Annotated in this window: 1 pseudogene; it reads right to left on the bottom strand. The window is 55.7% G+C overall.

What is annotated here, in order from left to right:
- Positions 1–255: pseudogene (locus AB4874_RS19975) on the bottom strand (Mob protein); the annotation flags it as partial.

The following is a 255-nucleotide window of genomic DNA, read 5'->3' as shown; positions in this document are numbered from 1 at the left end:
AGCAGGCCACAGGGTTTTCCAACGGCCTCATAATATCTGTCCTGAAAGGACGTCATCGCGGCCTCGTAGGCTGCTTTGTCTGAGTGTTTCCGTGATTGTGTCTTACGTTTGAGGTGCAGATACTTGTCGTTCTCGCGCTTCCAGGCGTCGAGCGCTTCCGCATTGCGCTGCTCGATCTCGGCGCAGCTCTCCTCCCATGCTGCGAGATCCTCAACATATGCCGCTTCGCGTTTGGCCTGTGTCATGCGGTTCTTT

The sequence above is a fragment of the Thioclava arctica genome (assembly GCF_040892615.1).
GTDB classification, from domain to species: domain Bacteria; phylum Pseudomonadota; class Alphaproteobacteria; order Rhodobacterales; family Rhodobacteraceae; genus Thioclava; species Thioclava arctica.
Note: the sequence above shows the minus strand (reverse complement) of the source record. Positions and strands in the feature narration are given on the sequence as shown.